The sequence below is a fragment of the Candidatus Latescibacterota bacterium genome (assembly GCA_019038625.1).
Lineage (GTDB): Bacteria > Krumholzibacteriota > Krumholzibacteriia > Krumholzibacteriales > Krumholzibacteriaceae > JAGLYV01.
Map to the genome: position 1 here is coordinate 1 of JAHOYU010000044.1, position 5,942 is coordinate 5,942.

The following is a 5,942-nucleotide window of genomic DNA, read 5'->3' on the forward strand; positions in this document are numbered from 1 at the left end:
ACTTCATCGACTTCCGACCCGTTTATCAGCTTTGCAGCAACCAGCAACAGCGTGAGGAATACCGAAAATATTATAAATCGTTTCATAGTAGGCCCCTTCTTCGAATATACATTCTTTGTATAAACTCTAATCCTTTTTACCCCAACAATCCATCACGGTTCCCGATCCATTTACGTATGGAATTGGTTTTTTTCTGTAACCGAACAATATTCAAAAAAGAAAGAAAAACTTCTTTCGGTTTTTCTTCGGCTATGGTACAGTCAGAATGTCATGGGGCCTCATTAACGGTTCCATGGAACCATCAGAATGGTTGCGCGTTTGGGGGGACGTATAATCAACGGGAGGTGGAGTATGCCCTCGACCATTCAAAGTCCAGCCATAAATGCCAACAAAACCAGCAACAAAACCGCATCCAGCATAACTTCCGATACGATGTCTGGAGAATCTACCGGCTCGATGCCAGGATCATTCAGCACAGAAGCAACAAAACCCACCAAGTCCGGCCCCATTACGATCAAACGACTTACGAACGGCCAGCTTATCCGGAAAATCGAAGACATTGATGCTAGAGAACGTAAGTTGACACTCTCCTCACTCCTTCATTTAGCTGAGCTGGACCGGAGACGGCTCTATCTAAACCAGGGGTATACATCCTGCTTTGCCTTTTGTGTACGTCATCTTGATTACTCCGAAGCGGCGGCCATTCGCAGGATAAACGCTGCCCGTTGCATCCGGAATTTCCCCCATGTCGCACAACTGTTTGGAACCCGTCGGATAAGTGTGACAACAATCTCGAAGATCCATGGAATTATTACAAAAAAGAACTGTGATGAACTCCTGATGGATATCGAGGGAAAAACATCCAACGAAATCAATGTCATAGTATCCAGATTCAATCCGGTTGAAAGAATCCATGACAAGGTCAGACCAGTCTTTGTCCTTGCAGCTGTACCTGACGAGGCTGTAACAAGCAATAATCACATCGATTCCGACACTAGTGGTAAATTATTTACCGCCGCATGCGGCGGTAAGGGAACGGACTTGTCGAAGGAACCCATCTCGTCAGTGAAAAATGATAGTTCCAATTGCCATCCTGCTCATTCATCGGTCGACGAAAGTTCAAACAATCGTGAAGGCCTTAAAACACTAACCCGCAAACTCAAGTACAAGCTCGAATTCGGCATCGACCCTGATCTGATGAGCAAGATAGAGAAAGTAAAAAAACTCCTCTCGACTAAATATCCTGGTAATCTAGGATTTGAAACATTGTTCGAAGAGCTTATCGATGAGTATCTGGAGAGGCATTGCCCGGAAGCAAGGAAAAACAGAAGAGATAAAAGGATAGAAAACAGAAAGAAAAAGATTGATAAGCAAATAAGATCTAAAAAACAAAATAAATCCACAAAAAAGAAAGAACCCAAAACAAAGAAAAAATCCAAATCAAAGAAAAACTCAATAAACAACCCTCAAATCACCAATCAGAAAGAAACGAATCAAAAAGATCCATGTGTGTGTGAAACAAAAAAAGAAAATAGTGTCAGCCAAGAAGCAGCCTCCTCGCGTCATATCCCGGCTCATTTACACGATGAAGTATTCATTAGAGATGGAGGGAAATGCACATATATCGCGCCAGATGGGCATCGATGCAACTCAGGGTGGAACCTGCACATCGATCATATTGTTCCTTTTTCCCTGGGTGGTCTGAATTCTCCTGACAATCTCAGACTTCTGTGCGGAGGGCATAACCGCATTGAAGCTGAGCGAATCCTGGGAATAAAAGTGATGAAAGATTTTATCAAGCGAGAATAACCAGAATCACCGCGGCAAGATAACGACCTTTCGAGACATCGACTCGTCATTCACAGTCAGGTTGAGAAAATACACTCCGGGCGGGATCCGAGAACCAGAGTCGTTTTTGCCATCCCAATGTTCCAGGTGATAGCCAGGTTCTTCTGGCTGGCCCAGAATGTTAGCGATGATTCTCCCTGAAAGATCGTATACACAAAGCCTGACTTGAGCGGGAGCGGGGATATAGAATCGAATTTCTGTCCCATATTTAAACGGATTGGGACTATTCTGATATAGAGTCGCTGGCAGACTCGCTGTAGTAACAAGATCAACTGTTTGCTGATCTCTTGAACGGGCGTGCTATACTGTTGGTTTCAGTACGACTTTCCGCCCACCGATCTCGATCATTGTCTTCGAATAGGTCTGCTTTATCTTGATCAGACCATCTTCGAACACAAGGACATCCACTCCATTCCTGATCTCCAGTTCACCGGCGGAACCGCTGGAAAACGATGGTCCTTCATAACGCCAGCTCCACAATACCTTCTGCTGTTTTTCATCGACAAAGACTTCCTCAGGAATAAACCTGAATCCTCCATGCCCTTCAAACCACGCCGACCATGCGTCCCGGATACTATCCTTTCCTTTCAGTCTTCTCCCCGTCCAACCTTCAAAAACAACATCTTTGGCAAATCCATCGAGAACCTTTTCCAGATCATGATCGTCCCAGGCTTTCATCCAGCGATCCATGAATTCGATCATCTCTTCGTGTTTAAGATTTTTCATTGGTTGACTCGTCACCTTTCTGTATCTTCAGCCTGTCGTCTCCACCCGATGCGGGTTCAAATCGCTACTGGATTACAATACTGTCTTTTCGCGCTGATTTTATCAAGAAATACCTGAAACAGGTCGCTCGCTGGAAAGATGAAAGATAATATATCGAGCCAGCTCGATCAGTCTGATCATGAGGGAAAATGAAAAGTGGCCAAACCAGTATACCCGACGCAGTTTGTAAGTTTATTTCATCCTAGTCGGTCGGCTTGGCCACGAAACGGTAACCTGTCAGTTCAATACCGCTTTATCGGTGGAATCAGCGGAGAGACGCATAGTCATCTGTTACCTGTATCTATAATCGTCAGTATTGATAAAAACTTGAACAGTTTGAGGGGGGGGCATCCTGGATTGCCATACATCAGAAAGACTTCTTTTCCTACAGGCTCTCCAGCTTCGCTTTTGCCTGATCCTTCCAGACACCGTCTGGTGCAGCCTTGATATACTTTCGAAGAATGGCCGCGGCATCATCCAACCGGCCCGTCTTCTCGTAAATGACGGCGAGCGAGAAAAGAGACTTCAGGTGCAGCGGATCTATCTCACGAGCCGCTTCGAATGCATCCTCGGCCTTATCGTAATCACGCAGGTGAAAATATGAAGCTCCAAGTGCATAGAGGTACTCGGGATCAGTTATCCCTTCCATGTCAAGACCACTCAGTACGTCGACAGCTTTCCTGTGCATACCGAGTTTCTGCCAGGTCACACCGAGGTTGAATATCGCATCGGTGAATCCACGATCCTTTTCAACAGCCTTTTCGAAATTCGATGCAGCTTCAGAATATTTTGCCTGCGAAGCAAGCTCCAGACCAGTATTATAGAAGGTCGCCGCTTCGACCAGCCGATCAAACTTCCTCCTGTCCTCTGATGTCAGGGGTACACGGATACCTGTTCCGGGCTCCGGAGCGATGGCTGGGTCCATCCCGTTGTATTCAGCTACATCAGCAGCCCTGCCCGAATCGCCATAGTAATCCATCGCGACCGATTCCCAATTCTCTCCCGCCTTTATCCTGTGAGTGATCGAATCACTGATGGAGATCTGCACTCCGGCACTCTTCTGTCCGGCGCAGGATACCGTGAGCGCAATAGCACAGGTCAGGATCAGGAAAACTGCCGATCTTGTCCAAATCATGCTCGGCTTCGCCCGGGCGCTGTATTTATCATAATATCTCACTTCATTTTTCCCGCAGCCTTTACGGCTTCTTCATAGACGGTCCTGATCGGCACCTCGGCCTTAATGGCGATCTGCCTGCAGGATTCGTACTCAGGAGCGTACTTGACTTTCCCACCGGGAAGTACACCGAACTTCACCGATACCCTGCCATATTTCGTTTTGACATTTTTATTATAACGCTCAAGCTCCGCCCTGCCCTCGATCGTCACCCTCACACCAAGAGTCGTCGTCTCTTCGAATATCAGGCCAAGCAACCTATCCCTGTTCTCGATGGAACAGAGAACGGTCAGGAGAGAACCGGGGCGACCTTTTTTCATCATCACCGGCGTCACATACGATTCGAGAGCGCCTGCTTCGAACAACCTCTCCTGAAGATATCCGTAGATTTCGGGACTCATGTCGTCGATCGTCGTGTTAATGGTGACGACATACCCCTTCCCCACAGCAGGAACCGCTTGAACGACTCTCAGCATCCCGGGGCCGGGTTCTTTTTCGCGTGTTCCGACCGAATATACGATTCTCTCGGGCACTATTTCAGCACTCACTGGAAGCTCTTCGGCCAGAGCCTTCATCAGAGCGGCCCCGGTCGGAGTTACGACTTCGCCTACCTCGTCGGAAAAGGTCACCGTGCGACCTTTCAATACTTCGAGCGTAGCGGGGGCAGGCACGGGCAACTTCCCGTGAGCTATCGAGATCTTTCCGCATCCAAAAGCAAACGGCCTGTGGTAGAGCTTCGGGAATCCCAGTTTTGAAAGTGCGACCGCCGCGCCGACGATATCCACTATAGAATCTACCGCACCTACTTCATGAAAATGAACTCTTTCCAAAGGCATCCCATGGATCTTTCCCTCTGCTTCTCCCAGCACCAGGAATGTCTTTTCAGCCATTTCCCGCACCTTCTTGTCGAGGCCCGATCGTCTTATCATGGAGAGTATCTTCGCAAGGTCTCTCGAATGTACCTTATCGGGGCAGATCACTTTCGCCCTCACAGCGGAGATACTGTGCCGCTTTACCCTGCCAAACACGATTTTGAAAGGCTCAAGCCCGGGAAGCCGCGAGACTTCCGCCTGTACTTCAGCTGGCTTTACTCCCAGCGCAAAGAGGGCACCAAGGAACATATCTCCACTCAGTCCCCCGGCCGGATCGATTACAAGCATTCCGGGATCCTTGATGCTCTTTTTATCAGTTCCAGTTCCAACCTTGATCTTAGAAGTTTTTCTCACATTATTCTTTCTGGTTCCAGACCTCTTCACTTCTTCTCCTTCTTCCCCATATGATCATTCGCGCCGACGTTCTCTCCGTCAGCATCATCGCTGCGACCATGTATTTTCCTGCAGATCACTGCTGCGGCATAAGCCGCACCGAAGCCGTTATCGATATTCACGACCGTCACTCCCCCGGCGCAGCTGTTCAGCATCGCCAGCAGGGCCGCCAATCCGCCGAAACTCGCGCCATAGCCTATGCTTGTAGGAACAGCTACAATCGGTGCTTCGGCCATTCCAGCCACGACGCTGGCCAGCGCTCCTTCCATCCCGGCAATGACAATTATCACATCAGCCTTACGAATATCTTCCCAGCATGAGAATAGTCTGTGAATCCCCGCCACACCGACGTCGATGAACTTGTCGACATGGCATCCGAAATAATGCGCCGTCCAGGCTGCTTCCTCGGCGACCCCCATATCCGATGTTCCACCGCTGACTATCGCTACCCTGCCCCTTCTCGCGATCTCACGCGTCTCGACGGCAAACAACGAACCCTTTTCATGCCAATGAGCATTGGGAAAATCGGAGGAAACCACCTCGAACGCCTCGACGCTGCACCTTGTCGCCAGCAGATTACTGCCATGTTCCACTATTTTTTTCGAGATACCCGCGATCTGCTCCGGAGTCTTACCCTCGCAGAAGATGACTTCCGGGAAACCCCTTCTGAGAGCCCGGTGATGATCGACCCTTGCATATTCCATATCCTCGAAGGGAAGTACTTTGAGTCTGTCCAGAGCCTGGGTGACATCGATATTCCCCCCCGCTACATTCTCCAGCAACTCTTTTAAGCGGGCTTCATCCATTTATTATCTATCTCCTCTCTGAGCATCGACAGGTGACCGAGAACGTCCTCTCTGGACTCTGCTGTGACAAGCGCCATCCTGTAT

General features: G+C 48.7%; 6 protein-coding genes. 1 reads left to right on the plus strand and 5 read right to left on the minus strand.

Features of this window, described 5'->3' with window-relative positions:
* Nucleotides 1–351 precede the first annotated feature (351 nt).
* The gene (locus KOO63_03085) at nt 352–1,809 is read left to right on the plus strand and encodes an HNH endonuclease (GenBank protein ID MBU8920823.1); all 1,458 of its coding nucleotides are present in this window, start codon (nt 352–354) and stop codon (nt 1,807–1,809) included.
* 6 nt (nt 1,810–1,815) lie between these two features.
* On the opposite strand, the gene KOO63_03090 is transcribed toward KOO63_03085, so the two are convergent.
* From KOO63_03090 to larB, 5 genes are all read right to left on the minus strand, one after another.
* Nucleotides 1,816–2,097, minus strand: coding sequence for a T9SS type A sorting domain-containing protein (locus KOO63_03090; GenBank protein MBU8920824.1), 282 nt, complete (start codon nt 2,095–2,097; stop codon nt 1,816–1,818).
* A 51-nt stretch (nt 2,098–2,148) separates the two neighbouring features.
* Nucleotides 2,149–2,574: a nuclear transport factor 2 family protein gene (locus KOO63_03095; protein ID MBU8920825.1), complete on the minus strand. Its 426-nt coding sequence runs from the start codon at nt 2,572–2,574 to the stop codon at nt 2,149–2,151.
* A 424-nt stretch (nt 2,575–2,998) separates the two neighbouring features.
* The gene (locus KOO63_03100) at nt 2,999–3,748 is read right to left on the minus strand and encodes a tetratricopeptide repeat protein (GenBank protein ID MBU8920826.1); all 750 of its coding nucleotides are present in this window, start codon (nt 3,746–3,748) and stop codon (nt 2,999–3,001) included.
* A 38-nt stretch (nt 3,749–3,786) separates the two neighbouring features.
* Entirely contained in the window at nt 3,787–5,043 is a 1,257-nt protein-coding gene (gene larC, locus KOO63_03105; protein MBU8920827.1) for a nickel pincer cofactor biosynthesis protein LarC, read from the minus strand.
* Nucleotides 5,040–5,858 (minus strand): nickel pincer cofactor biosynthesis protein LarB, encoded by an 819-nt coding sequence (larB, locus tag KOO63_03110; GenBank protein MBU8920828.1) that lies wholly within the window; start codon nt 5,856–5,858, stop codon nt 5,040–5,042. Before larB ends, larC begins: the two co-directional genes overlap by 4 nt.
* Nucleotides 5,859–5,942 lie beyond the last annotated feature (84 nt).